Source organism: Brevundimonas viscosa (genome assembly GCF_900116065.1).
GTDB lineage: Bacteria > Pseudomonadota > Alphaproteobacteria > Caulobacterales > Caulobacteraceae > Brevundimonas > Brevundimonas viscosa.
Window position 1 is genome coordinate 59,671 of the sequence record NZ_FOZV01000008.1, and the last position, 26,733, is coordinate 86,403.

The 26,733-nt window shown below is 68.2% G+C and carries 17 protein-coding genes; 13 read left to right on the forward strand and 4 right to left on the reverse strand.

All coding sequences use genetic code 11. The features are described 5' to 3' along the window. Positions 1-105: 105 nt before the first annotated feature. On the reverse strand, positions 106-2,757 hold the full coding sequence (locus BM333_RS13420) for a TonB-dependent receptor domain-containing protein (RefSeq protein ID WP_092312695.1): 2,652 nt from the start codon (positions 2,755-2,757) through the stop codon (positions 106-108). Between the two features lie 82 nt (positions 2,758-2,839). Next, a complete protein-coding gene (locus tag BM333_RS13425; RefSeq protein ID WP_092312827.1) occupies positions 2,840-4,366 on the reverse strand; it encodes a hypothetical protein in 1,527 nt (508 codons plus the stop codon). Positions 4,367-4,653: 287 nt separating this feature from the next. Here BM333_RS13425 and BM333_RS13430 point away from each other — a divergent pair, with 287 nt between their 5' ends. The 5 genes from BM333_RS13430 (at position 4,654) to BM333_RS13450 (ending at position 11,169) form a co-directional block, all read left to right on the forward strand. Next, positions 4,654-5,310: a prepilin peptidase gene (locus BM333_RS13430; protein ID WP_092312698.1), complete on the forward strand. Its 657-nt coding sequence runs from the start codon at positions 4,654-4,656 to the stop codon at positions 5,308-5,310. A gap of 95 nt (positions 5,311-5,405) precedes the next feature. After that, positions 5,406-5,777, forward strand: coding sequence for a helix-turn-helix domain-containing protein (locus tag BM333_RS13435; protein ID WP_092312702.1), 372 nt, complete (start codon positions 5,406-5,408; stop codon positions 5,775-5,777). Between the two features lie 428 nt (positions 5,778-6,205). Beyond that, positions 6,206-7,258: a LacI family DNA-binding transcriptional regulator gene (locus tag BM333_RS13440; RefSeq protein WP_092312705.1), complete on the forward strand. Its 1,053-nt coding sequence runs from the start codon at positions 6,206-6,208 to the stop codon at positions 7,256-7,258. 108 nt (positions 7,259-7,366) lie between these two features. Next, positions 7,367-9,877 (forward strand): glycoside hydrolase family 3 protein, encoded by a 2,511-nt coding sequence (locus BM333_RS13445; RefSeq protein WP_092312708.1) that lies wholly within the window; start codon positions 7,367-7,369, stop codon positions 9,875-9,877. A 110-nt stretch (positions 9,878-9,987) separates the two neighbouring features. After that, a complete protein-coding gene (locus tag BM333_RS13450; RefSeq protein WP_177221899.1) occupies positions 9,988-11,169 on the forward strand; it encodes an MFS transporter in 1,182 nt (393 codons plus the stop codon). A 9-nt stretch (positions 11,170-11,178) separates the two neighbouring features. Here BM333_RS13450 and BM333_RS13455 read toward each other — a convergent pair whose 3' ends face one another. Both BM333_RS13455 and BM333_RS13460 read right to left on the reverse strand, forming a co-directional pair. Further along, positions 11,179-12,144 carry a glycoside hydrolase family 5 protein gene (locus BM333_RS13455; protein ID WP_092312714.1) on the reverse strand — a complete coding sequence of 322 codons (966 nt, stop codon included), beginning with the start codon at positions 12,142-12,144 and terminating at the stop codon, positions 11,179-11,181. A gap of 40 nt (positions 12,145-12,184) precedes the next feature. Further along, positions 12,185-15,130 carry a TonB-dependent receptor gene (locus BM333_RS13460; protein ID WP_218151467.1) on the reverse strand — a complete coding sequence of 982 codons (2,946 nt, stop codon included), beginning with the start codon at positions 15,128-15,130 and terminating at the stop codon, positions 12,185-12,187. Between the two features lie 948 nt (positions 15,131-16,078). On the opposite strand from BM333_RS13460, the gene BM333_RS13465 reads away from it, so the two are divergent. Genes BM333_RS13465 through BM333_RS13500 form a run of 8 tightly spaced genes read left to right on the forward strand, consistent with a single transcriptional unit; the run spans position 16,079 to position 26,732 of the window. Further along, positions 16,079-19,114, forward strand: a complete 3,036-nt coding sequence (locus BM333_RS13465) for a BPTD_3080 family restriction endonuclease (RefSeq protein WP_092312717.1) — start codon at positions 16,079-16,081, stop codon at positions 19,112-19,114. Further along, the gene (locus BM333_RS13470; RefSeq protein ID WP_092312720.1) at positions 19,111-20,088 is read left to right on the forward strand and encodes a PGN_0703 family putative restriction endonuclease; all 978 of its coding nucleotides are present in this window, start codon (positions 19,111-19,113) and stop codon (positions 20,086-20,088) included. The genes BM333_RS13465 and BM333_RS13470 overlap by 4 nt, the downstream gene beginning before the upstream one ends. Then, on the forward strand, positions 20,085-20,993 hold the full coding sequence (locus BM333_RS13475; protein ID WP_092312722.1) for a PDDEXK family nuclease: 909 nt from the start codon (positions 20,085-20,087) through the stop codon (positions 20,991-20,993). Before BM333_RS13470 ends, BM333_RS13475 begins: the two co-directional genes overlap by 4 nt. Then, a complete protein-coding gene (locus BM333_RS13480; protein ID WP_092312725.1) occupies positions 20,990-21,730 on the forward strand; it encodes a PD-(D/E)XK nuclease family protein in 741 nt (246 codons plus the stop codon). The genes BM333_RS13475 and BM333_RS13480 overlap by 4 nt, the downstream gene beginning before the upstream one ends. A 1-nt stretch (position 21,731) precedes the next feature. Further along, positions 21,732-22,322, forward strand: coding sequence for a hypothetical protein (locus BM333_RS13485; protein WP_092312728.1), 591 nt, complete (start codon positions 21,732-21,734; stop codon positions 22,320-22,322). Then, on the forward strand, positions 22,322-23,110 hold the full coding sequence (locus BM333_RS13490; RefSeq protein ID WP_092312731.1) for a hypothetical protein: 789 nt from the start codon (positions 22,322-22,324) through the stop codon (positions 23,108-23,110). Before BM333_RS13485 ends, BM333_RS13490 begins: the two co-directional genes overlap by 1 nt. Continuing rightward, entirely contained in the window at positions 23,110-26,037 is a 2,928-nt protein-coding gene (locus BM333_RS13495) for a site-specific DNA-methyltransferase (protein ID WP_092312734.1), read from the forward strand. The genes BM333_RS13490 and BM333_RS13495 overlap by 1 nt, the downstream gene beginning before the upstream one ends. Continuing rightward, entirely contained in the window at positions 26,034-26,732 is a 699-nt protein-coding gene (locus tag BM333_RS13500) for a hypothetical protein (protein WP_143105828.1), read from the forward strand. The genes BM333_RS13495 and BM333_RS13500 overlap by 4 nt, the downstream gene beginning before the upstream one ends. Position 26,733: the final 1 nt, after the last annotated feature.

Below are 26,733 nucleotides of genomic sequence, written 5' to 3' on the forward strand. Positions count from 1 at the left end.
ACCGGAGAACTTGCCGTGACGGTTGCGCCGCGACCGGAGCAGTTGTCGCGGAAGCGTCGCGGTTCGGGGAGGGGACGGCGTGGTCGCCCCCTCCCCGAACGGGGGTCAGAAGCGGGCCGTCAGCCTGGCGGAAGCGCTCGTGCCCAGATCGTAGCTGTTGATCCGGATCTTGTTGCCCAGCTCCTGGTGCTCGTCGAAGTCCGTCCCCAGCAGGTTCCGGAACTCCAGCGCCAGGCCCAGCTCGCGGCCCATCACGTCGAAGTCGCGCCGGTACACGAAGTCGAGGAACACCCCCGGCTCCTGCACGTAGTCGGGCTCCCGCACGCCGCCCTGGCCGGCGCCGCGGGCGGTGATGCGCTCGCTGACGTAGTTGACGATGAAGGTGGCCTGCGAGCGGGCGACGTCGTCCTCCCAGCCGAACTGCAGGTTGGCGACATGCTCGGACTGGCCCTGCAGGCGGCTGCCGTCGGCGACGAAGAATGCGGCCGGCGACGGCGCGCCCCCGCCCGACAGGTCGTAGACCACGTCGTCGGCGTCGGCGATCACCTCGGAGTCCGACCAGGTGTAGTTGGCCTGCACCAGCCAGCGCTTGTCGGCGATGAAGCTCATGCCGGCGTCCGGGAACTCCCAGTACTTCTTGGCTTCCAGCTCGACGCCGAAGATGCGGGCCTGCGGCGCGTTCAGGTACGACTGCTGGCGGGTGTTGCCGACGTCCACGACGACCGATTCCACCGGCCGGTCCATGTCCTTGTAGAACACGCCGGCCGTCACATACTGCTGCCGGGCGAAGTACCACTCCCAGCGGGCGTCGAGGTTCAGGATTTCGGTGTCGACGAGGTAGGGGTTGCCGATGAAGGTCCGGTCCGACTCGGGGTCGGTGTAGGCCTGCGGCGCCAGTTCGCGGAACTGCGGCCGCCCGATCGTCTGCGAGGCGCCGAAGCGGAGCTGCATGTCCTCGGCGAAGTTCCAGGTGACCGTCGCCGACGGCAGCCAGTACTGCTCCTCGATCGTGGTCGGCGCGTAGGGCGCGGCGCCGCCGAACAGGTCGCGCGGGGTCACCGACTGCTCGCCGTCCTCGTAGCGGACGCCCAGGGTGGTGCGGACCAGCGGCAGGAACTCGGCGTCCACCATCGCATAGGCCGCGTCGACGCGGAGATCGGCGTCATAGGCGCTGGCCCCGTTGGTGCCGGCGATCTCGCGGATCTCGAGGGTGTTCGGATTGATGTTGAAGTCCGAAAACAGGAAGTCGACGCGCGACTCGCGCTGCTCGTCGGTCAGTCCGTTGACGGCGGCGAACTGCAGGTCGCGACGCTCGGCTTCCCGGCTGTTGTCCAGCGAGGCCACGCCGACGCTGAACACCGCCTCGCGCGCGTCCGACAACGGCAGGACGTAGCTGAGGTCCACGCCGCCGGACAGCATGTCGTCGTCCAGTTCGGAGAAGGAGATCAGGTTGCCCTGGATGTTGTGGATGTAGTCGCCCGCGGCGTTGACCCCGTACTGGAAGCGGGTCTCGTACGGCGCCTCCCGCGAGGTCTTCGCCCAGGCCACGCGCCAGTCCAGGTTCACCGAACCGTCGCGGAACCAGTGCTCGCCCGCCAGCTGGCTGGTGAACAGCTGACGCACGAACCATTCGGTGTAGTCGTTGCGGATCACCGAACCGCCGGCGTCGAAGTCCGGACCGGCCTCGATGCGGGCTTCCTTGGTGGTGTTGCGGACATAGAGGTTGGTCCACTTCACCTCGTGGTCCGGTCGGGTCAGCGACAGGGAGGTGAGCAGGTTCAGCTGCACGTCGTTCTGGTTCGACTCGGTCGCGTAGCTGGTGACGGGCACCAGCACGTCGCCCTGGAACTGGCCCTGCTCCTTGAAACCGGCGCGCTGGCGCCAGCTGTTGTCGTAGCCGGCGGCGACGACGAGGCCGAGGACGCCCAGACGCGAGTCGGACGACAGGCCGCCCGCCAGTTCGACGCCGTAGTCCACCGGCGTGGTCTGGCGTTGCAGCAGGCGCAGGGGCGCGTTGACCAGCGAATGTCCGATGGTCTCCAGCTCGTTCGGCGTATAGGCGCCGCGGGTGATCTGACGGCCTGACTCGAAGGCGAGGGCCAGCGGGCCCGGCACGTCGCGGGTGCCGTCGTCGAAGCCGGTCCAGTCGCTGTCGGAGCCGTAGTAGACCAGCCCTTCCTCGTTGGTGGTTTCGGTGTTGCCGCCGACCGAGGCGCCGAAGCTGAAGAAGCTGTCGGACGGGGCGTCGATGGTCTCGAGATCCAGCACGCCGCCGCCGAACTCGCCCGGATAGTTCGGCGAATAGGACTTCTGGACCGTCACGCCGGCCAGAATGCTGGAGGGGAACAGGTCCAGCGGCACAACCCGCTGCAGCGGTTCGGGGCTGGGGAGGGGAGAGCCGTTGAGCAGCGCCGAGGAGTAGCGCTCGCCGAGGCCGCGCACGTAGACGAAGCGGCTGTCGACCACGGTCAGGCCGGTGACGCGGGCCAGGGCGCCGGCCGCGTCGCTGTCGCCGGTCCGCTGCAGATCCTCGGTGGTGAGGAAGGCGGCGACCTCCGAGCTCTCGCGGTTGGGCTCGGGGATGTTGCGGCCCAGCACCACGATCTCGTCCAGGGTGGAGCTCTCTTCGTCCTGGGGCGCCGCCGCCTGGTCGACGGGCTGCTGCGTGGTCGTCGGGGATTGGGCGAAGGCCGCCGGCGCCACCAGGGCGCTCGTGGCCAGCAGGACCCCGCTCAGGGTCAGGGAGAGAGTCTTCATGATCGACGCCTTGAAGGAAGTTCGGAAGGGGACGCGAAAGGTCGGCGGCGGCCCCCGGGGAGCCGCCGCCGCACGTCCGTGATCAGCAGGTCTGACCGTCGGTCAGGCCGCAGGTCCAACCCCGCCACCAGGTGTCGGAGGCGTTCTGGACCGCGCCGACGTAGGTAGTCGGCTGGAACCAGCTGTAGACCGCCGGCGCGTTGGTCGGCGTCATCGCCGTCTCGTTGGCGCCGTTGATGAAGGTCAGCGTCTGGTTCGACAGCGACGTGCCCGAGGCCGGCGCGGTCAGGGTCGAGGTTCCGTTCGCCGTATTCCCCGTGCCGGCCGTGAAGACCGCCTGCGAGGCGGCAGTGTTCGACGGGCGGTACGGAAGGGCGCAGGACATGAACACCGAGGTGAAGGTCGGCGCCACCGACTGGGTGTCGGCGTCCGCGATGGCGAGACAGCCCGCCGCCGAGCCGGCCACGTTGGTGAAGACCGAGTTGATGACCGTCGGATCGGCGCCGGTGTCGAAGTGGGCCACCGTGTGGGCGTCGGTCGGGGCGTTGCGGCCGACCAAGGTCCAGTTGGCGATCTTCGGCTGCGAGTTGTAGCGCGAGGCGATCGGCACCGAGGTCGGGGCCGACGAGAACTCGAACCCGGCCGAGCGGCTGGTCGAGTTCGGGGCGCGCTGGGTCACGATGCCGAACTGGGCGCCGCCGCGCCAGCCGGTGTCGGTGTCCAGGCCGTCGTCGTCGGCGCCGTTGATCACGATGTGGCGCAGGTTGACGTTGCCGCCGAAGATCTCGATGCCATCGTCGGAGCTGTTGTACGACTGCACGTACTCGATGGTGGTACCCGAGCCGACGCCGGCCAGGGTCAGGGCCTGAAGCTCGTTGCCGGTCGAGATCTCGAAGCCCGAGTATTTGATCTGCACATAGCGCAGGCGGCCCGAGTTATCGGCCGGCGTGGCGCCGCCGTAGAAGGCGCTGGTGCCCTCGACCTGGCCGGTGCAGGTGACCGGGGCGGTCAGCTGGCAGTTGGCCTGCGGCGCGCGGCCGGCGATGACGATGCCGCCCCACTGGCCCTGCGAGTTCTCGGTCGCCGTGCCTTCGACGTTCTGGCGGCTGGTGAAGACGATCGGATTGGTGGCCGTGCCTTCGGCGAAGATCTGCGAGCCGCGGTTGATCAGCAGGTAGTCGGCGCCGCTCGAGGCGAAGATGCGCACGCCGGCCTCGATGGTCAGGATGCCCTGGGCGCTGCCGGCGATCGGGGCGGCCGGATCGACGCCGCGGTCGCTGCCGACCGAGGTGCGGCCGCTAATGGCGTAGATGGTGCCGGCGCGCAGCGGCACCGTCAGGGCGCCGTCGATCTGCTGCGGCAGCTGGCAGACGCGCAGGGTGCCCGCCGCGCCCGCGGCGATGGTGCCGATGTTGGCGAAGCCCGTCGGGCAGTCGGCCGCCGGCTGACCCGGTCCCGGGCCCGGAGGCGGCGTGGAGCCGCCGCCGTTGCCGCCGTCGCCGAAGTCGCCTTCGCCGGGGGAGGCCACCTCGGCGCCGCCGCCGCAGGCGGCCAGGGCGAGGGCGCTGGCGGAGATCGCCAGCAGGGTCGTCAGTCGGAGGCCGGTCATCGTGTTCACCGTGTCTGATCCAGAAAAGATGGCTCGGCAGGTGTGACCCGACGCCCGGTCACGTCGTGACGACCGGGACCACCCCTGCCCGCAGCTTGGCTAGACGGACCATGTGACACCGGGGCCGCCGAACGGTGACGGTTGCGGCGCGCTTGTGTGAAGTTGTTTTCGCCGTTCGGTGAAACTCGCTCCCGATACGGCGCGATCGTCACAAACCGGCGATAGCACGGGGCCTTGGGGCGAAGGCACGGGTCCCCCCGCCGACGGCAGGAGGGCGTGAGGTCCGCATGGCTCTGGACAGGATACCGGTCGAAGCGGCCGCGGCGCTCGGCCTGGCCGGGGTGATCGCGGGACTGCTGATCGCCCGCATCAGACTGGCCCGACCCGCCGCGGAAGCGGCGTCCCGGGGCGGCGCCCGCGTGCTGTCGCTGACCGCCGGCGGGTTCGCGATCGGCCTGTGGTCGGCGCTCGGCCAGCCCTCCGTGACGGCGGCCCTCCTGACCGCCCTGTTCGGCTGGCAGCTGCTGCTGATCGCGGCGGTGGACGCGGAGCACTTCTGGCTCCCGGACCGGCTCACCTTTCCACTGGCGGCGACCGGCCTCGTCGCCGCGGCGGCGCTGGAGACGCACCTGCTGGCGGACGCTGTTATCGGCGCCGCGGCCGGATTCGCGGCCCTGTGGCTGCTGGCGTTGGCCTATCGGCAGCTGCGCGGCCGCGAGGGCCTCGGCGGCGGCGATCCCTTCCTGCTTGCGGCCATCGGAGCCTGGGTCGGCTGGGCCGGCCTGCCCGGCGTGCTGTTGTGGGCCGGCGTCGCGGGGCTCAGCGTCGTCGCAGGACGGGCGGCGGCGGGACGGCCGCTCTCCGGCGCCGACCGTCTGCCCTTCGGGGTCTTTCTGGCCATCGGCGGCTGGCTGACGTGGGTTCTCGGCCCGCTGGGCGGATGACGTCGCAAACGCGTGCCGAAAGCGACAACGAACCGTCAGCGGCCCGACGCAAATCTGCGGAACGGCCGCGCTAGGTCCTTCTCCGGGAGGCCCGCATGACGAGGTTGCCGAAAGCCGCCGCCGCCGCCGAGGCGCGCCACAACCGCCTGCTGGGCCACCGGCTGGCGCTGCTCCGCTCCGCCCGCGGCCTGCGCCTGGCCGAGGTGGCGGAGTCGGTCGGCGTCGGCCTGCAGCTGATCCAGCGCTACGAATCCGGGGAGATGGCCGTGCCGTTCGGCCGGCTCGTGCGGCTGGCCGAAGCGCTGGACGTGCCCCTGGCCACGCTGCTGGGCGAGGCCTTCGACGGCGCGGGCCGCGGCGGGGAGGAAACGGCCGCGGTGCTGCAGATCGCCCGCATCGCCGGTCGGCTGCCCCTCGCCAAGCGCGCCGCCCTGGCGGCCATGGCGCGGGAACTGGGACGACCCTGACCCTGGAGGCCCGGTCCGCCGTGTGAACAAGAGCTGGTGCGGGCGGTCCGGCTCGAACCGACACTCCTTTCGGGACCGGATTTTGGGTCCGGCCGCAGCCAGTGTTTTCAACTCGTTATCTGTGAGGCGGCGCTGTTGCGGCCCTATCGACATTCTCTCGCCGGTCCGCTCCTGATTCACTGCTGCCTTTCGGCGCGTCCGCTTGCGAGGAGACGCTCTCCAAACGAGTGATCCGACACCGATTTGGAGAGCCCTGTGGCCGCCGCAGGCAGGGATGGATGCATCACCGCTGCACGCCAGAAGCGACCCCAGCGGGGTAACAGCCTCCTGTTCGGGCTTCGCAAGGACGACTATCCGGCGGAGCTCGCCGTTGCCAGCCGGTCTCCCAGATGCGAGACCCGGTGCGTCTGGAGGCAGCGGGCTGGGGGATGGCGGGCGCAACAATCTACGACGTGGCCGCCCGGGCGGGCGTCTCGATCAAGTCTGTCTCCCGGGTCCTCAACGGCGAGGCGAACGTCAGCGAGGCGCTGCGCAGGAAGGTCGAGGGAGCGGTAGCCGAACTAGGCTATCGCCGAAGCCTTTCCGCGCGGTCCCTGGCCGGGTCGGCCTCCTCGATTATCGCCGCCTTGGTCGACGCTACCCTGACCATCGAGCACTGGCGCAGCGGGCGCGGCAACGACTACCTTAGCCGTCTCGAACTCGGCCTGCTGATGGAATGCCGCCAAGCCGACCACCACCTGATGGTCGAACTGGTCGATTACGACGCCCCCACCCTGCGTCAGGATCTCGCCAGCCTCCTGACCGCCATCCGGCCGCAGGGCGTGGTTCTGACGCCGCCGAACTCGGACAACGACGTGGTCCTCGAGGTGCTCAGTGAATTGGCGGTCCCTTTCGCCCGCATCGGGCCTGAGACCGCTCCGGATCTCGGAGTCCGCATCCGCATGGACGACGCCGGCGCAGCCGAGCAGATCACCGATCACCTGCTGGATCTCGGCCACGTGGACATCGCCCACATTTCGGGTCCCGCCGCCTATTCCGCCAGCCGATTGCGTCGGACCGGCTTCGAAGCGGCGCTACGCCGCCGGGGACTGACGCCGCGACCGGAGTGGGTGGCGGAAGGGCAGTTCACCTTTGGATCCGGCCTCGACGCCGCCGAGCGCCTGCTGGGCGGGCCTCGCCGCCCTACCGCCATCTTCGCCGCCAACGACGACATGGCCCTCGGGGTGCTGCAGGCCGCGGCCGCCCGGGGGCTGCGGGTGCCGCACGATCTTTCGGTGGCGGGCTTCGACGATACCCCCAGCGCGGTGTTCAGCACGCCGCCCCTGACCACGATTCGCCAGCCGGTCGCGGAAATGGCCGCTGCCGCGGCGCAGCGGCTCATTCCCCTGCTGAAGGCGCGACTGGACGCGAACGATGGTCTGGAGGAGGTCATCGTTCCCCATTCGCTGATGATCCGGGGATCAACCTCGCAGCCGGCCTAGCCATCATCTTGACAGCGCTGTCATTCGCCCCGCTAATGGCCTGAGCCGGCGGCGGCGGGGGGCCTCGGTCCCTGCCTCGATCGGGAGTGTCCTCAGCTGGAGTTCGCCATGCGCAGCGCCGCGTCCGCCCTGGTTCTCGCATTGGCCGCCGGCGCGGCTTGGGCCCAGACTCCGCCGCCGGAGATGCCTGTCGTCGCGGCCGAGGCCGCCCGGGCCGATCCGGCGCACTGGCCGCGCGCCGCCTCCCCTGAAGGATTCACCGACGCGGCCACGGAAGCCTTCATCTCGGACCTGCTCGGCCGCATGACGCTCGAGGAGAAGGTCGGCCAGCTGATCCAGGCCGACATCGCCTCCATCCGGCCTGAGGACCTGCTGACCTGGCCGATCGGCTCCATCCTGGCGGGGGGCAACTCCTCTCCCGGCGGCGACGAGAGGGCCCCGGCCCAGGCCTGGGTCGATCTGGCCCGCGCCTTCCGCGAGGCCAACGCCGCCCGGTCCGGGACCCCGATCCCGCTGATCTACGGCATCGACGCTGTGCATGGGCACAACAATGTGGTCGGCGCCACCATCTTCCCGCACAACATCGGCCTCGGCGCCGCGCGTGATCCCGACCTGATCCGCCGCATCGGCGAGGCGACGTCTCTCGAGGTGGCGGTCACCGGCGCCGACTGGACCTTCGGTCCAACCCTCGCCGTGCCCCGCGACGACCGCTGGGGCCGGACATATGAGGGCTTCGGGGAGGACCCCGAGATCGCGCGGAGCTACGCCGCGCCGCTGACCCTGGGTCTGCAGGGGCCGATCGAAGCCGGCCGCCCGCTTCAGCCCGGCCGCATCGCCGGCTCGGCCAAGCATTTTCTCGCCGACGGCGGCACGGCCGACGGACGCGACCAGGGCGACTTCATCGGGACCGAGCAGGAGCTCATCGGAATCCACCTCAGCGGCTATCCGCAGGCGATCGACGCCGGCGTGCTCTCGGTCATGGCCAGCTTCTCCAGCTGGAACGGCGTCAAGCACTCGGGCAACCACAGCATCCTGACCGACGTGCTGCGCGGACCGCTGGGCTTCCAGGGCTTCGTGGTTTCCGACTGGAACGCCCACGGCCAGCTGCCCGGCTGCTCGAACGAGAGCTGCCCGGACGCGGTCAACGCCGGCATCGACATGCTGATGGCGCCGGACAGCTGGAAGCCGCTGTACGAGAACACCCTCGCCCAGGTGCGCGCCGGCGAGATCCCCATGTCCCGCGTGGAGGAGGCGGTCCGCCGCATCCTGCGCGCCAAGGTCAAGGCCGGGTTGTTCGAGCCGGACCGTCCGCTCGAGGGCCAGCTGGAACACCTCGGCGCCCCTGAGCACCGGGCCCTGGCTCGCGAGGCGGTGCGCAAGTCGCTGGTGCTGCTGAAGAACGAGAACGGCGTCCTGCCTGTCCGCGGAAACGCGCGCGTCCTGGTGGCCGGGACGGCGGCCGACGACATCGGCCAGGCCTCCGGCGGCTGGACCCTGACCTGGCAGGGAACCGGCAACGCCAACGCCCACTTCCCGAACGCCGACTCCATCTGGACCGGCATCTCCGAAGCGGTCAGCGAAGCGGGCGGCCAGGCCGTGTTGAGCCCGGACGGCGACTGGCAGACCCGCCCGGACGTCGCCGTGGTCGTCTTCGGTGAAACCCCTTACGCCGAGTTCCAGGGCGACATCGACACCCTTGATTTTCTGCCGGAGGAGCCGCTGGCTGTTCTGCGGCGGCTGCAGGCGCAAGGCATCCCCACCGTCTCGGTCTTCCTTTCGGGCCGGCCGATGTGGGTCAATCCTGAGATCAACGCCTCGGACGCCTTCGTCGCCGCCTGGCTGCCGGGCACCGAGGGCGCCGGAATCGCAGACGTCCTGATCGGCGACTCCGAGGGGCGGCCTCGTCACGATTTCAGCGGGACGCTCGGTTTCTCCTGGCCGGGGGATGCGACGGGGCGCCCGCTAAACCGGGGCGAGCCCGGCTACGATCCCCAGTTCGCCTACGGCTACGGCCTCAGCTATGCACGGCCGGCCGCGGTCGACCAGCTGTCCGAGGAGAGCGGCGTGGCGGCAAGCGCGTCCAGCGTCGACATGTATCTCGTCGACGGCCGCGTGACCCCGCCGTGGTCCTTGGCGCTGGAGGATTCCGGCGGCCAGACCCGGGTCGGAAACGAACGGTTGGTCGCGAGCCCGCGTGGCGGCGTCCGCATGACCGTCGTCGACGACCTGGCCCAGGAAAGCGGGCGGCGGTTCGTCTTCTCGGCGGAAGGCGGCGGTGAAGCCCTGATCTGGGGCGGTCCGGTCGACCTTGCGCGGCAGGCCAACGGCGAGATGGCCCTGTCCTTCCGCTATCGCGTCGATCAGCACCCGCAGGACAGGCTGACCCTCGGCCTGGACCAGGCGACGCTGGACGTGACGGAGCTCTTCGGCGCCGCTCCGCCGGGCGAATGGCGCACGATCAAGGTCCGTCTGTCCTGCTTCCGCGACGCCGGGGCCGACCTGTCGGCCGTGGAGCGGCCGTTCCAGCTGGCCACGGCGGGCACCGCGGCGGTCTCGGTGTCCGAGATCCGGTTGGCGTCGAACGAGTCCGACACGGTCTGCCCGGCCGCCGCGCCGTAGCGGCTTCGCGCTTGCGCGGAGAGCGGGCGGCCGCAAAAGCTCCGGCGATGGACGAGCCGAGCGAGAATCAGGCAGGCGCCCCCGCCCTGGCGCCGGTGAGTCGGCCCTTCATGGGTCTGTTCGCCCTCGCCCATCTCGGCGCCTTCATCGCCTTCATCCCCATGCTCAACCTGCTCCTGCCCCTGAAGGCGGAGCTGATCGATCCGGCCGGCAAGGCCGTTCTCCTCAGCCAGGTCATGCTGTGGGGCGCGGCGGTGGCGGCGGTGACCAATCTGGCCGCCGGCGCGCTCAGCGACGTCACCCACGGGCCGTTCGGGCGGCGGAGGCCTTGGATCATCGTCGGGGCCCTCGCCGTGGCCGGGGCGCACGGCTTCGTCTTCGCCGCCGTCACGCCGCAACAGCTGCTTGTCGCAGTCCTCGTCTTCCAGGCCGCGGTCAATGTGATGTTCGGCCCTCTCAACGCGGTGCTGCCGGACGTCGTGCCGGGGCGGCAGAAGGGGCTCGCGGCGGCGCTGGCCGGCCTCGCCCTGCCGGGCGCGGGCCTCTTCACCGCCGGCGTCCTGGCGGTGGCGCTGGACCAGCTGGACCTTCGCTTCCTCGTCGTGGCGCTGGCTGTGCCCCTCCTGGTCCTGCCCTTCGCCCTGCACCTCAGCGAACCGCGGCGGCCGCGGCCCGCGGCCCGCGTCGGCCTGCCGTCGCTGGCGGCCCTCACGGACCGCGACTTCCTGATGGCCTTCGCCTCCCGCCTGCTGGTCCAGGTCGCCATCACCTTCAACGTGCTCTACCTGCTGTTCTACCTGCAGGAGACGGCGCGTCTGGGCTCCCTCGACCATCTGCGGCCCGAAGCGGTGCTGGGCGGCCTGCTGGGCCTCAGCACCGTGATCTCGCTCGCCGCCGGCTTCTTCGGCGGCATCCTCTCCGACCGGTTGCGCCGTCGGCGTTCGTTTGTGACGGCGGGCGGGCTGGCCATGGCCGGCGGCGCGGCGCTTCTGGCCGCCGCGCCCGGGTGGCCGGGGCCGCTGGCCGCCCAGCTCCTCTTCGGCCTCGGACTGGGCCTGTACTCGACGGTTGACACTGCGCTGGTGGCCGAGGTCCTGCCTGATCCGCAGGCGGCGGGCCGGGACCTCGGGCTCATGAACGTCGCGATCACGGCGCCGCAGGTGCTCGCGCCGCTGCTGGGGCTGGGTCTGCTGTCGCTGTCCGGCGGCGACTTCCGGTGGGTCTACGCGGCCTCAGCCCTCTTCGCCCTGTTCGGCGCGCTGGCGGTGACCGGCATCCGCCGCGTGCGCTGACCGGTGGCGTCAGTTAGTGGGCGGCGGGTTCATCCGCCGCAGCCAGGCGCGAACGAACAGGCCCGAGGGGCTGATCATCGCGTCGTCCCAGCCGCCTTCGCCCGGGGCGCCGGGGCGCAGGGCGGCGGAGGTCTCGTCCTTGTCGGTGATCGACCAGTTCAGGCTGCTGAGGTCGTTCGCTTCCATGAAGTCCCACCACAGGGCGGTCTCTTCCCGGTCGAGAATCCCGTCCCCCGTCGCCTCGCTGGTTCCCCATTCGGTGACGAACAGGGCGGCGCCCAGCTCCATCGCCTTCGCCGCCTTGTCGCGCAGCTCCTGACGGTGGGTGCCGGCGTAAAAGTGCAGGGTGTACGCGACGTTGGCGAAGGGCAGGGGATCCGCCGCCGCGATGTCGACGTCCTGGGACCAGCTGGGCGTCCCGGCGATGATCAGGTTGTCCGGATCATGGGCGCGGATCCGGGGGATGACCGCCATGTGGTAGGGCCGGACCACCTCGCCCCAGGAATGGGTGTTCAGCGGCTCGTTGTAAGTCTCGTAGATCAGGTTCGGCCGGTCGCCGTACTTCCGGGCGATGCGGGCGAAGAAGGCGCCGGCGGCTTCCGCCTCGGGCTCGTGGGCGTGCCAGTCGACGATCACGTACAGGCCTTCGGCGATGGCGGCTTCGATCACCGCCTCGGCCTTCGCCATTTCCCGTTCCGGATTGTCGAGGTAGCCGTCGTGATGAACCGCGACGGCGGCGCGAACCACGGTGACCGACCAGTCGTCCTTCAGCCAGCGCACCGCGTCGGCGTTGTAGTACTGCGGCGCCCACTGGCTCCAGAACAGCGACATGCCTCGCAGGGTCACGGGCTCGCCGTGCTGGCCGACCAGCCGCGTCCCCTCCAGCCGCAGCTGGCCGTGCCGCTCGACCGGCGTCTCGGCGAGAGCCGCGCCCGGCAGCAGCACGAGGAGGGCGAGGGCGAGCAATCGTTTCAAGGCCGTCTCCGTGCTGCGTGCGGACGGGTCGATCCGCACCTCAGAAGGAGGCGCGGAGGGTCACCGCGAAGCGGCGATCATAGACCCACCAGGAGCGGGTCTTCAGAGTGTTGGCGCCCATCAGCTGCCGGTTCTCGCTGTTGGCCAGGTTGTTGCCCTCGAAGGCCAGGCTGACGCCGTCGCGCAACTCCACGATCACCGACCCGTCCAGCTGGCCGTAGTCGTCCTGCCACATGGGCAGGCGCACGTCGGAGACGTCGCGGTTGGTCAGCAGGTACTTGCCGCGCCAGTTGTAGGCGAGGCGGGCCTGGATCGGGCCGCGCTGATACAGGCCGATGATGTTGAAAGCCTTTTCCGACAGCCCTTCCAGCGGCAGGCCGTCGATCACTTCGGCCGCGTCCCATTCGCTGATGTACTGCTGCGACGTCGACCCTTCGCTGTCGATGTAGGTGAAGTTCGCCTGCAGCCCGAGGCCGCCCAGCCAGCCCGGCAGGAAGTCGTAGAACTGCTGGTAGCCGATCTCGAAGCCCTGGATCGTGCCTTCCTCGCCATTGGTCGGCCCGCTGACGAGGAAGTCGCGCCCTTCGAAGGTGCGGGTGTGCACCCCCGTGGTGAAGAAGTCCTCGACGTTCTTGCGGAACGCCGTGAAGTAGAGCGAGTGGGTCGGCGACGGATACCATTCCAAGGCTACGTCGAACTGGTCGGCCCGCATCGGCTTCAGCTCGGGATTGCCCCGCGCGGCTCCGCCCCAGCCCTCGACCACCGTGCCCTGGGGGTTCACCGACGCGGTGAGGTCCACAAACGGGAACATCTGGTTGAAGCTCGGGCGGGCGATCGCCTTCGAGGCCGCGAAGCGGGCGATCAGCGAGTCGGTCAGCTGGAACTTCAGGTTCAGGCTGGGCAGCACGTCCGTGTAGGACTGCTCGCCCGAGACATCGAAGGCGGCGCCGGTGCCGAACGCACGGTCGTCGGCGGGCAGGTCCGGATAGGAGGTCAGGTCCGGCAGGAAGCCGGAGCCGCGGGCCGTGTTCTCGGTCCGCACGACGCGAAGCCCGATGTTGCCCTCGACGGGAACCGGGACGTTCTCCCATCCGAAACGGGCCACGGCGTACCCGGCCAGGGTCTTCTCGGTCTGGGTCGACAGGCTTCCGGCATCGAAGCCGCGCGGGCTCCAGCGGGCGTTGCCGCCGATGTTCTCGATGATGTCCGAACTGCGCAGGAAGCCGCGCGCCAACTCAATGTCCGGCATCACGACGGTCGGCGCCTGCACATCGCCGCGGAAGAAGTTGTCGAAGCTGTAGAGCATCGCGTACTCGGGCAGGACCGTGTCCATCCAGAGGAAGGGCTCGTTCCATGGCGCGCTCAGCGCCTGCCAGTTGTACTGGGTGTAGTTGTTGGTGACCTCCCGGTCGGTGAACCGGCCGCCGAAGCGGATCGAGTTCAGGACGGGGTGGTCGAACTCCCACGCCACGTCGACGCGTCCCGCGATCTGCTCGGCCTCGTTGTCGTCGATGTGATCCATCGCGGCGTGCCAGAAGTAGTTGGCGGGATCGCTGGTGAAGGTGTCGGGGCCCAGGCCGGCCGCGGGACGGCCGCCGCTCAGGTCGATCGTCACCTCGGGCACATAGGCCGAGCTGAAGATGGTGAAGTCCCAGCCGGCGCTGGCCGACTTGATGTACTGCAGGTCCGCGCTCACCGCGAGGCGGTCGGAGGGATAGTAGCGGACGCCTAACGACAGGTCGTTGCTGGACTCCTCGCGCTCCTGATGGCGCGTCGCCATGCGGTACTGGGTGCCCAATTCGCCGGCGACCGGCTGGCTGCCGCGCCAGTAGCTGATCTGGCGCAGCGAACCCGACTGGAAATAGCCGTCGTCATCGAAGGTGAACTGCGTGCCCGCGGCCGGAATGACGAAGTTGTTGTTGGCGTCGACCTGCGGGATGGCCTCGTAGTTGTCCCAACGGGTGTCGAAGTCCGAGCGCAGATACTGGAGGAACACCTCGGTCTGGTCGTTCGGCCGCCATTGCAGCGCCAGGGCGCCGCCCAGCCGCTCGCGTTCGGAGTCCAGGCGCCGCCATGACACGCCCTCCGGTACGTACAGCGTCTGGTCGGCAGTCAGCCCGAGATACGACTGGTCGATCCAGTCCTGGCCGCACGCGTAGGGGTCGCCGTTGGGGTTCTGCAGCCCCGCGCACAGGGCGTCGTCGCCCAGCCGGCGGGCGCGATAGGGTGACACCTGGATGCCGTCCGAACGGCTGGCCAATTCCGAGTAGGCAAGGTTGGCCAGAATGCCGAACTCCCCGGAACCGGTGTCGAACCGGTCGCTGAACAGGATCGAGCCCTGGGGCTTCCACTGCTCGGCGTGATCGGAATAGTTGGCGCTGAGCGAGCCCGCGATCAGACGGCCGCTCGACTCGAAGGGCATGCGGGTGCGCAGGTTGACCGTGCCGCCCAGACCGCCCTCGATCAGCTCCGCCGAGGGGTTCTTGTAGACGTCGACGCCGGCCATCAGTTCGGCCGGGACATCCTCGAAGCCGAGCGCGCGCCCGTCGAGCGCGCCCAGGGTGTCGCGGCCGTTCAGCTCCTGGCGCACCTGGGTCATGCCGCGAACCTGGACGCCGCTGCCTTCGGCCGAGAAGCGGTCGGGGTCCTCGCGCGCCTGGAGCCGGTCGATGGTCACGCCCGGAATGCGCTGGACCGCCTCCGTCACGCTACGGTCGGGCAGGGCTCCAATGTCAGTGGCCGTGATGGAATCGACAATCTGGTCTGCGTTCTCCTTGATCGACTGGGCCGACCGCAGGCTTCCGCGGATGCCGGTGACGATGACCTCGTCGATCTCGGTCGCCTCCGGGTCCTGCGAGGCGGGGGCCGTTTGGGCGAGGGCTGCCGCGGGCACAAGGGCCGCGCCCAAGGCGAGACACGAGACGCCGATTCGGCGCAGGCCGACGTGGCGCACAGCCTCGCGGCGGTTCCTGTTCATCGCGATCATGCCGTCCTCCCCAGCGACCGATTTGCTTATTGGACTGCGCTGACAGCGCTGTCATTTCGGAACGCTATCATGGCCCCCCCAGAGCGTCAACGAACCGGCCTCGCATGGGCGACCGGGCGTTACGGGGCTCGCGCCGTCCCGCGATGCCTCAGCAGCGGCTCCGACACCAGGCCAGGAGGCCGCTCACAGCGCATGTGCGACGCCGTTAGCCCGCCGTGCCCGCCAGGTTATCGCGACGAGCTTCGCGTCCTCGAAGCGCAGCGATGGTGGGCGGTTTCTCAGCAAGGCCTCAGCACAGGTGCGGTAGGACTCGGCGAAGTGACAGGCCCGTCGGTGTCGTGCGTTCTTCGTCGAACGGGTTCGCCCTCTGTCCCTGCATCATCGTCCAAGCTGGCAGGCTCGTCCCCGAGCCCACAACTGACGAAAGCATTTGGAGAAAAACGTAGCAGCCTTGCGACGCTCGCGCGGCGCTCGGAGAATGGCGGAGGCTGGCGGAAAGCAGGGAACAGTCAATAAAATCAAGAAACGGCGCGAACCGGTCGGCGCCTGCGGTTAGCCGCGATCTCGCCGTCTAACTGGTTCATTTTATTATGGTGCGGGCGGTCGGGCTCGAACCGACACTCCTTTCGGAACCGGATTTTGAGTCCGGAAAGAAAGCAGTTGCATCAGCAGGATATGCCAGACGCGGCGCTGCTGCGGCGTTGACGTCTCAATAGCGCCTTGGCGGGTGCCCGCGTTCTCGACGGCAGTTGCTGCGCCACTGTAGTGGCTAGGCTCGCGCTGCTGGGTCGCCGAAAGGTGCTGCTGGGGCCCATATTGCGGCTCCGCATGGTGCGTTCATTCACGAACAACCCCGTACGACTTCGCGATGTGTTCCGCCAACCGATACAACCTTGTGCCGGGGCAGCGAGAGCAGATAGACCAAGAGTTACAGCTCAGGGGGAGCGCGTGGCTGACGGCTTTTTCGACAATCCGATCCTCAATTCTCCCTACGAGGAGCCGCGGCGGCATCACGCGCTGAGTGAAGAGGGGCAGCCGCTGAACCTTCCGCCGAAGGATGGCAGACGGCGCTCCGAGCTGATCTCGCCCGTGCCGCCGGCGAAGAAGCAGAAGAAGCGGGACGCGCAGAGCGACTGGCTACAGCAGGAAGACGAGGAGGGCCAAGCCTACACCCTCCAGAACATCAATGAGATCCGCACCCACGTCTCCAACTGGCGGCGGCTGCCCAATCCTGCGGACTGGGGCGTTACCCCGGTTACCCAGCGGCTGCTGCAGTACTGGCGGCACCACAATTTCGAGACCGTCCGTCCCTTCTTCTGCCAGGTCGAGGCGGTGGAGACGGCGATCTGGCTGACCGAGGTCGCGCCGCGCCAGAAGCAGCACGCCCACCTCGTGGCGAACCTCCGGCAGGCCAACCAGGACGCCAATCCGGAGCTGTTGCGCACTGCGCTCAAGCTGGCGACCGGCGCGGGTAAGACCACCGTCATGGCCATGCTGATCGCCTGGCAGACGCTCAACGCGGTCCGCGCGGCCAACAGTGACCGCTTCAGCCGCGCCTTCCTTATCGTGGCGCCCGGGATCACCATCCGCGACCGACTGCAGATCCTGCAGCCCAGCCACCCGGACAACTACTATGCCCGGCGCGAGCTGGTCCCGCAGGACCTGCTGCCGGACATGCCCAAGGCCAAGGTCGTCATCGCCAACTATCACGTCTTCAAGCGCCGGGAGACGATGGAGTTGTCGAAGGTCGGCCGCGCCTTCCTCCAGGGCCGTGATGAGCCGATCCAGACGCTGGAGACCGAAGGCGCGATGCTCAAGCGCGCCTGCGGCGAACTGCTGGCGTTCAAGAACGTCGTGGTGATCAACGACGAGGCGCACCACTGCTACCGCGAGCGGACGGGCGGAGACGCCGAGGCTCCGGTGGCCGCGGAGGAGCGCGAGGAGGCCAAGCGCAACGCCGAGGCCGCGCGTCTGTGGATCTCGGGCCTCGAGGCGCTGAAGCGAAAGGTCGGGGTGCGGATGGTCTACGACCTGTCTGCCACCCCCTTCTTCCTGCGCGGGTCCGGCTATCGCGAGGGGACGCTGTTCCCCTGGACGGTGTCGGACTTCTCGCTGATGGACGCGATCGAGTGCGGCATCGTCAAGCTGCCGCGCATCCCCGTGGCGGACAACGCCGTGACCGGCGATGCGCCCATCTATCGCGAGCTGTGGGAGCACATCGGCAAGCGGATGCCGAAGAAGGGCGCGGGCAAGTCAGGGGATCTCGATCCCCTGTCCGCCAGCTTCCCGCCTGAACTGCAGACGGCGCTGTACGCCCTCTACAGCCATTACCAGAAGACCTACGACGAGTGGCAGCGGGCGGGCATCGACACCCCGCCGGTGTTCATCGTGGTCTGCAACAACACGGCCACCTCGAAACTGGTCTACGAATGGATCGCCGGCTTCGAACGTCCTGGCGAGGACGGCGAACCGGAGTTCCGGCATGCGGGTCACCTGGAGCTGTTCCGCAACTACGACCAGCACGGCAACCGGCTGACCCGGTTCAACACCCTGCTGGTTGACTCCGAGGCGCTCGAAGCGGGCGAGGCGCTGGACGCCAGCTATCGCGACTTGATGGGGTCCGAGATCGAGCAGTTCAAACGCGAACTGCGCGACCGCGGTCTGCACAAGGAGGCGGAGAACCTCTCGGACACCGACGTGCTGCGCGAGGTGATGAACACGGTCGGTCGCAAGGGCCGGCTGGGCGAACAGATCCGCTGTGTGGTCTCGGTCTCGATGCTGACCGAGGGGTGGGACGCAAACACCGTCACCCATATCATGGGCGTGCGCGCCTTCGGCACCCAGCTGCTGTGCGAACAGGTGGTCGGCCGCGGCCTTCGCCGTCAGTCTTACGAGTTGAACAAGGAAGGGCTGTTCGACGTCGAGTACGCCGACATCCTTGGCATCCCGTTCAACTTCACGGCCGAACCGGTGGTGGCGCCGGTCAAGAAGCCGGCGAAGAGCACGCGGGTGCAGGCGCTGAAGGAACGGCTTGTCGACAAGCCCGAACTGGAAATCGTCTTCCCGCGCGTCGAGGGTTACCGCTACGACCTGCCTGACGAGACGATCGCCGCCCACTTCACCGACGACAGCCGTTTCGAGCTGAACCCCGGCAACGTGGGCCCATCGAAGGTGCAGAACGAGGGCGTGGTCGGCGAGGGCGTGACGCTGACGCCAGAGATCGTGGAGGCCGCCCGGCCCAGCGAACTGTCCTTCAAGATCGCCAAGCGCCTGCTCTACACGCGCTACCGCGACGAGGGACAGGACCCGCCGATGCACCTGTTTGGCCAGCTGCAGCGGATCGCGCGACGCTGGATCACCGAAGGCTACCTGACTGCCAAGGGTGTGCCGCTCGGCTCTATCATGTATCCGGCGCTGGAGGCGCAGGCGGCGGAGCTTATCTTCATGGCCTGCCAGCGCGCCAACGATGGCGAGGCGCGGGTCAAGGCCATCCTGGACTCCTACAACCCGCGCGGCTCGACCCGCTTCGTCGCCTTCAACACCACCAAGTCCGTCTGGACTACGCGGCCGGACAAGAGCCACGTCAGCCACGTGGTGATGGACAGCGAGTGGGAAGGGGAGCTGGCGCGGGTGTTGGAGGACCACCCGAAGGTTGTCGCCTATGTGAAGAACCAGGGCCTGCAGTTCGAGGTCCCGTACCGCGACGGCGCGGTGGCGCGGCGCTACGTGCCGGACTTCATCGTGCGGCTGGACGACGACCACGACGAGCCGCTGAACCTCATCCTGGAGACCAAGGGCTACCGCGGCCTCGACGCCCAACTGAAGGCTGAGACCATGAAGACTCTCTGGGTCCCCGGTGTGAACGCCTTGGGCGCGCACGGGCGGTGGGCCTTCGCGGAGTTCACCGAGCCCTACGGCATGGAGGACGCGTTTGCCGCGCTCGTGGAGGCCATGGCCACGACCCGCCGGGAGGTGCCGGCATGAATGACTTCGTCGCGCGGCAGAGGCAGGCGCAGGCCGATTACTTCCGCAGGGCTGACATCGTGGCGGGGCATGGCGGATCGGCCTGGCGGCTCGCGAGCCGTACCGAGAATCTGACGCCAGACATCCGCCCGGTTGCCGAGGCGTACTTCCAGCAGCACGGAATCACCTGGCACCGGCACGCCAACCACGGGCTCTCGTCCCAGGTCTGCTGCCTGAACTTCCTCATGCCTCTGGCGGAGCGGTCTGATGTCCTGTCGCGGCTTGTCGGCCGGGCTCTGGAGATCACGCCGCCGAAGATGCGGGCGGTCGAGCCGGGCCCGGAAAGGCGGGACTGGTTCGTCGGCTTCGAGTGGACGGGGAAGGAGGACTATCTCGGCGAATGGCCGAAGGGTGGCCGCGCGACCCGCGGCGCCAACGCCACCAGCGCCGACGCCGTCATTCAATTCGCTGGTGATGACGGGCCCGAGACTCTCCTGATCGAGTGGAAATACACCGAGGCCTACGGCGCGCCGTTGCAGGACCGCCGTAGGCCAGACGGCACCGGCGGCAATGACATGCGCGCGCGCCGCTACGGCGACAAGGCCTTCGCTCCGGATGGCCCGATCCGGGCCGATATGAGCCTGCGGCTGGAGGATTTCTTCTGGGAGCCGTTCTATCAACTCCTGCGTCAGCAGATGCTGGCGTGGCGGATGGAGCGGGCGCTCGGGGAACGGGTGCGGGTGCTGCACATCTCGCCTGCCGGCAACACGGCCCTGCACCGGGTGACATCTCAAGCGATCGCAAAGGCGAGCGGTGAGGCTGACGCCTTCGAAGCCTTCAAGGCATTGCTGCAACCGCAGCCGGACGGCGTTCCGCGCTTCGTGTCGACCACGATCGAGGCGCTGTTCGGGCCGGAGGTAGAAGCCCTGCGGGGCGATCCCTGGGCGGACCATCTGCGAGAGCGGTATCACTTCCTCGGTGGAGCCTCGGTATGACGGAGGTAACGTTCGGCACGCTGGAGGACGTCGCGCCGCGTCAGGCCTGGGCGCACGAGGCGACGGTGTTCACGCCTTGGCTGGCCGATAACCTCGGCCGCCTCGGAAAGGAACTCGGGCTTGAGCTCCAGCTGGAAGGGCGGGAGGTCCGGGTCGGTCCCTTTTCGGCAGACATTCTGGCCGTTGATATTCGGACGAACGAGCGGGTGCTCGTCGAGAACCAGCTGGAAGAGGGCGATCATCGCCATCTCGGACAGATCCTCACCTATCTGACCGGTCTGGAAGCGCGGGTCGTGGTGTGGGTCGCACCCCGGTTCCGCGACGAGCATCTGTCAGCTGTGCGCTGGCTGAACGAGCACGCCAGCGACGGCGCCCGCTTCTTCGCGGTCCGCCTGCGAGTGGTGCGCATTGGCGACTCGCCGTTCGCGCCCCTGTTCGAGGTCCTGGAGCGGCCGAACGACTGGGACCGGCGGCTGCAGGAAGTCGCGCGCGAGGCGGTGGACGTGTCCGAGGTGAGCGCCCGCAGGCAGGCCTTCTGGGACATGGCGGTCGCCCGCCATCCCGACTCGGGCCTGACACCAGCGCAGTCGCCAGCCCGTTGGGTCCCAGTCGGCGTCGGCGATCTGGTGGTCTCCGCCTTCGTCGGGGAAGGCCGCGTGGGCGTGTTTCTGCGGGGAGGACGCGGCAAGGGCGCGGAAGTCGTGGCGAAAGTCCTGACGCCGCATGCGCCGGAACTTGAGGCCGCGCTGGGCGTGCCGTTCGGCGATCCCGCCTATCCCTTTACGAGCCGCCTAGAGACGGACCTTTCGACGCCAGCGGGTCAGGAGGCCGCTGCGGACTGGCTCGCGACCGAGGTCGCCCGCTACATCGCCGCCGTGCGAGCGGTCGTTGGGGACGCAGCGTGACGGATCGCCTTGCTTTCGAACATGACGCGGAGGTGGTCGACCGCCTCGCCGCCTTCCTCGGCGCCGCCCGCCCGCTGCTGCGTCAGGCGGGGGCCGAGCGCGAGCGGGGGCTGCGGACGTTGCAGGATCGCTGGGAATCCTTGGCGGACGGCGGCATGGCGCAGCTGATCAGCGATGTCGGTGGGGCGATCCGCACCTCGCGGTCTGCCGGAGCCTTCGCCAATCCTTGGCGCATCGCGGGGTTACGGCGCCGGGAAGTTCCGACCGCGACGGTGTTGGGCTGGTTTCTGAGCCCGGACGGGGATCACGGGGCGGGCGACGTTTTCCTCCAGGCCTTCTGGCGGGAAGCGATGGGGGAGCCGCCGTTCCCGCTCCGCGATGTTCGGCGATGCGGCACTGAGTTGGTTCCCCTCGCGGACGAGACCAATCGCATCGACCTCGTGCTGGAAGGTGACGACTGCGTGGTCTTCATCGAGGTGAAGATCGACGCCCCGTTTCAGCCGGGCCAACTGACGCGCTACCTCGACTCGCTTCGACGCCGTCGGGACCACCTCGGCAAGAAGCACAGCCAACTGATCCTCATCGGAGACCTCGTCATCCCCGATGGCGTCCACTGTATGCCGGTGCGCTGGGGCGGTGTAGCGCGAGCACTCCGCGCCGGCGCCCGGCAAGCCGCCGATAACGCCTACGCAGCTCGCCTCGCCTGCGACTTCGCGGACCATCTCGAGACACTGTGACATGGACACCTCTGAACTCGACCGCCTGATCGTCCAGAACCTCGAGGACCTCGACGCCGTCGTGCATAGAACGCACGCTATCGAGAAGGTGATCTGGAAGCATATCGGCGACGCCGGGCGCGGTTGGGCGCATCAACACGGCTGGCGGGCCTCTCCCGCAGAAGACGAGGACGAGTGCTGGGTCGCGCCTCCGGCTTGGCAGGCGCGGGGTCGCGATTTCTGGTTCGAGGTCCACTGGGGGCCCGGAGACGAGGATACCGGGGCGCCTGGCGAACCTTGGTTCAGCCTGTGCCGGCTGGCAGGCGTTGGCGGCGGACGGTTGTGCCTTTGGTTGCGATGGAACGGGCTGAGGCCCGGAGACTGGAAAGCGGCGGCAGTGCCGCGCATGGATGAGATCAGGGATGCCGGGTTCCGTCTCAGCGACGGGCGGCTGGTCCCATATCTCGATTGCACGCCCCAGCCCGGGGCCGTGGCCCAAGGTTTGGCCGAAGGGGATCTGTCTGTCGCCTATGCGCACCTGCGAGACGCGTTCGACGCCGCCGCCCGGGCAGTGGCCACTTTCGATCCCATCCTGAAGAAGGCTGCCCGCTGATGGACGATGCTTCCGTTTCCATCGCCAGAGCCCGGATCGTCGCCTGGCGGGATACGCTCCGGGGGACGCCGGGTCTGGCGGAAGCTGAGCGGCTGCGCGACTCCGTCGTGGATCCGGCGACGGCGTCAGTAGAGGAGGTCTGGCGGGCGCTGTGGGACAAGCCGCTCTACGCCTACACCAGGGTCGAGGTCGCGGAGAGAGGCATCGCGGCGCTTGAGCCCTGGATGCCCGGCGCCTGGGAGCATATAGGACGCGATCCCGCGGTGCTGCTGATCTCGTACGAGAGGCGAAGCGGCAAGGACGTCTATAGCGGCGAAGGGCATCTCCTGGCCAAGGCCCGGACGAATCCGCTGATCGGCCTCCACCGACTTTACCGCATCCAGAGCGGAGCCGCGGTCCTGCGGGACTGGGCTCGCCGGTATGGCGAGACACCGGCTCGCCATCTGGCGGGCGAGCCGCTTCGGATACTGGTCCCGCAACTGAAGAGCGAGCTCGGGCGGGGTTGGGGCCACATCACCGTCCTGCATTTACTCACCGATCTCGGCATCGCGGTGAAGCCTGACCTTCACCTCGCGCGAGCCGTCCGCGAGCTCGGTCTGTGCGACCCGAAAGTGGGTCGCGTGCCGTCCTTGTCACAGGCCATTCGCATCAACGAGGCCGTCGCGGCTCTGGCGGGCGCTTTCGGCGAGGGCCCCCAGGCTCTCCGCTATACGGACAAGGTGCTGATGGAGGCGTCCCGGCAACGCCTTTTCGCGGATGACGTCCGCCACGAAAGAGAGGTCGCCTGATGGCCCGCACCCCCAAAGGCCCCAAGCAGGTCACGACGCTGACGCACGACGAGGCGACGCGGAAGAACATTCCGACGGCGGAACTGCAGTCGACGGCGCAGTACATCGAGGAGATGAACCCGTCGCAGCCGGTGGCCTACCCGCGGGCGCGGTCACTGGCGGAGGGGGAGCGGCGCGAGCGGGACGAGGACCTGGACCCGCAGATCATCTGGAACGGCGTGCGCATCCGCCTGACCGAGGCGCAAGTGCGGCAGCTGCATCATGCCGGCGAGGTCGAGATCGGCGACGCCCAGCTGGTCTGGCGCGGCAAGGATACGCAGGACTGGTCGGACCTGATCGTCCAGACCCCGCCGCTGTACATCCAGGAGAAGATCCACCCGCGCGCCATCATCGACGACCTGCGCCGCCGCAGCGAGCAGGCCAAGGGCGACAAGGCGCCGGCCGAGACCATCGACCTGTTCGCCGACTTCAACGGCGTCGACCCCGAGGCGAAGACCGAGTTCTACCAGCACGACCAGCACTGGTCGAACCGCATGATCCTGGGCGACAGCCTGCAGGTCATGGCGTCCCTGGCCGAGCGCGAGCGGCTGGCCGGCAAGGTGCAGTGCATCTATTTCGACCCGCCCTACGGCATCAAGTTCAACTCGAACTGGCAGGTCTCGACCCAGAGCCGCGACGTCAAAGACGGCAAGCAGACCGACATTTCCAGAGAGCCGGAACAGGTGAAGGCCTTCCGCGACACCTGGAAGGACGGCATCCACTCCTACCTGACCTATCTGCGCGATCGGCTGACGGTGATGCGGGAGCTGCTGACGGACAGCGGCTCGATCTTCGTGCAGATCGGGGATGAGAATGTGCACCGTGTAAGGGCGGTGATGGATGAGGTGTTTGGGCCCCAGAACTTCGTTAGCCAGATCGCCTACCAGACCACGACGGGACGAGCTAACGCAACCCTTGCTGCCGCCTCGAACTACTTGCTCTGGGCCGCACGCAACATCGACCGGATGAAGTTTAGAGAACCGCTGCGGCCGAAGAGTGCGGGCTCATCTACTGACCAGGTATATCGCCTGGTGAGACGGCCAGATGGGAGCGCCTATCGGCTCGACTCGTCTCAGCGGCTGGAAGACGTGTCGGATGGTCGGCTGTTCGCGGCAGATAACATTACGAGTTCTCGATATGCCGGTGAAGGGGACCTCAAGCATTACTGGTACCAAGGACAGCAGTTCCCATCGGGCAAAGGCACCTTCAAGACCGATCTCCAGGGCTTGAACCGCCTTGCGAAAGCTGACCGGATATGGCGGTCGTCCAACAGTATCCGGTACGTGAGGTATCTCGACGATTTCAATGCGATACCATTCTCGAATGTTTGGACGGATACCCAGACTGGGAGCTTCACAGAAGACAAGGTTTACGTAGTGCAGACGGCGCAGAAGGTCGTAGAGCGCTGCATTCTGATGGCTACCGACCCGGGCGACTTGGTGGTTGATCCCACCTGCGGTTCTGGCACGACGGCCTATGTCGCAGAACAGTGGGGCCGCCGCTGGATCACCATCGACACCAGCCGCGTGGCCCTCGCCCTGGCGCGCACCCGGCTAATGAGCGCGCGCTATCCCTACTACCTGCTGGCCGACAGCCCCGAGGGGCGCAAGAAGGAGCAGGAGGTTTCGGGCCAGGCCCAGCCCCTATCGAACGCCCAAGGCGACATCCGCCAAGGCTTTGTCTATGACCGCGTGCCGAGGGTCCAGCTTGGCAGTATCGCTCGGAACGCCGAGATCGACGTCATCTGGGAGGAGTGGCAGGCGAAGCTGGAGCCGCTGCGTGAGGCGCTGAACGCCCGTACCGGCCGCGGGTGGGAGGAGTGGGAGATCCCGCGCGAGGTCCAGGCCGGCTGGGATGACGAGACCCTCGACCTGCACCGCCGCTGGTGGGACGCGCGCATCGCCCGTCAGAAGGAGATCGACGCCTCCATCGCCAAACGCGCCGATGTCGAGCTGCTGTACGACCGGCCCTATGTGGACAGCACGAAGGTGCGGGTGGCCGGGCCGTTCACGGTCGAGAGCCTGTCGCCGCACCGGGTAGCGCCGTCAGACGTCGACGCCCTGTACGACGAGATCGAGGCCGACGAGGGCCGCCGCAAGCGCCTCCTGGCCAGCGCACCGCCGACCGACTTCGCCGAGGTGGTGCTGGAGAACCTGAGGACCTCGGGCGTGCAGCAGGGCGCCAAGGCCGATCGTATCGAATTCACCAGCCTGACCCCCTGGCCCGGCCAGTGGATCGCCGCCGAGGGTCGCTATGTGGAGGGCGACGCCGAGCGCCGTGCCGCCATCTTCATCGGCCCCGAGTTCGGCACCGCCAGCCGTCCCGACCTGACCGCCGCCGCGCGCGAGGCCACCGAGGCGCGCTTCGACGTGCTGATCGCCTGCGCCTTCAACTTCGAGGCCCACGCCTCGGAGCTGACCCGCATGGGCCCGCTGCCGATCCTGAAGGCCAAGATCAACCCCGACCTGCACATGGCCGGGGAGCTGAAGAACACCGGCAAGGGCAACCTGTTCATCGTCTTCGGCGAGCCGGACGTGGAGATCGAAACCCTCGCCGGCGGCCAGCTGCAGGTGCGGGTGCTGGGCGTCGACGTCTTCGATCCCAACACCGGCGACGTCCGCTCCGGCGACACCAAATCCATCGCCGCCTGGTTCATCGACACCGACTACGACGAGGAAAGCTTCTTCGTCCGCCACGCCTACTTCCTCGGCGCCAACGACCCCTACAAGTCGCTGAAGACGGCGCTGAGGGCCGAGATCGACGAGGGCGCCTGGGCAACCCTGTACCGGGATGTGAGCCGGCCGTTCGACCGGCCGAGAAGCGGGCGGATCGCGGTGAAGGTGATCAATCACTTCGGGGACGAGGTGATGAAGGTGTTCAGGGTGTGACGCTGAACGAAGGGGCCAAGAAGAGGCGACGCAGGGGGCGGAGGCGCGTCTATGCGGCGTCGCCCTCAAAGCCCTGGACGCCCCCCGAGAAGAAGAGAATCTCGCCTTCAGCCGAGAAGATCATCGAGCGCCTGCCTTCGATGTCGCTGATGCAAACGGTCGGAGTGTGGCGAAACGCCATTCAGGCGCTGGGCGCCAAGGAGAAGGCGGCTTTCCACGCTGCGGCCCAGCAAGTGCTGGACGCCGTGGAGGACGAGTGGCTCAGGCGTCGACTGGAGCCCGCGTCACAGGATGGCTTCTTCAAGTGGCCTTCAACCGACGCGCCGGGAGGCGCCGGGTCGATTGTCTCTGAAGGCTGGGTCCAAGAGGGTGTTTTGGGCTTTCTCGGATATCGCGCTGGAAAGACTTCCGACCTGTCAGGCTCGGTTCGACAGGGCATCCTGAAGCAGGCCTTTGAGGGGGTAATCCCGCCCGCTTTCCCCAAGCCTTACCTGGACCAGTGGGGCGATCCCGGAACTGCCCAGCGCCTTCGGAAGATCGCCGAAAGCATCGCCGCCTTTGCGCGGAACGCAAAGCGACGTTCGGAGGATCGCTTAGACCAAGCCATCGCCGATTGGGAAAGCGATCTCGAATACCTCTATCTTGAGTTTTACGTTGGGCGGTTCGGATTCGGCTGGCCCTCGACCCAGTTGTAAC